The organism is Methanosarcina sp. 2.H.A.1B.4, assembly GCF_000979385.1.
Classification (GTDB): domain Archaea; phylum Halobacteriota; class Methanosarcinia; order Methanosarcinales; family Methanosarcinaceae; genus Methanosarcina.
In genome coordinates, this window is the sequence record NZ_JJOV01000012.1 from 1 (window position 1) to 515 (window position 515).

The window sequence follows — 515 nt, forward strand, 5'->3', positions numbered from 1 at the left end:
ATCTCTTTTAAAGATTGATTCTTAAAGAGCAATTCAGTGGTGAATAAGATCTACCTGCCCAGGTAGCTCAGTGGGAGAGCGCTGCCCTGAAGAGGCAGTTGTCCCCGGTTCGAATCCGGGTCTGGGCACCATAAAAACATAGCACATCAGTAGTGTAGCGGTTATCACCGGGCGTTGCCAACGCTCGAACTCGGGTTCGAGTCCCGACTGGTGTATAACTTTTTTAGAGTCCTTATTTCAAGCATATTTGTTATAAGGAGTAAAAATAACACGCATCTTAGAGGGCTCGTGGTCTAGCCGGTTATGACGTCGCCTTGACATGGCGGAGGTCCTGAGTTCGAATCTCAGCGGGCCCACTCAAAGATACTCAAAACTTTCAGGAGATCTTTTCTGAAGGTAAAAATCAAAAACACTATATCTCTTTTAAAGATTGATTCTTAAAGAGCAATTCAGTGGTGAATAAGATCTACCTGCCCAGGTAGCTCAGTGGGAGAGCGCTGCCCTGAAGAGGCAGT

3 tRNA genes are annotated in these 515 nt (G+C 46.0%); all 3 read left to right on the top strand.

Annotated elements, in window-relative coordinates:
* Nucleotides 1–56 precede the first annotated feature (56 nt).
* The 3 genes from EO92_RS02485 (at nucleotide 57) to EO92_RS02495 (ending at nucleotide 356) form a co-directional block, all read left to right on the top strand.
* A tRNA-Phe gene (locus tag EO92_RS02485) sits at nucleotides 57–131 on the top strand.
* 12 nt (nucleotides 132–143) lie between these two features.
* Nucleotides 144–215 (top strand) — tRNA-Gly (locus tag EO92_RS02490).
* 67 nt (nucleotides 216–282) lie between these two features.
* Nucleotides 283–356: transfer RNA gene (locus tag EO92_RS02495), tRNA-Val, on the top strand.
* The last annotated feature ends 159 nt before the right edge of the window (nucleotides 357–515 follow it).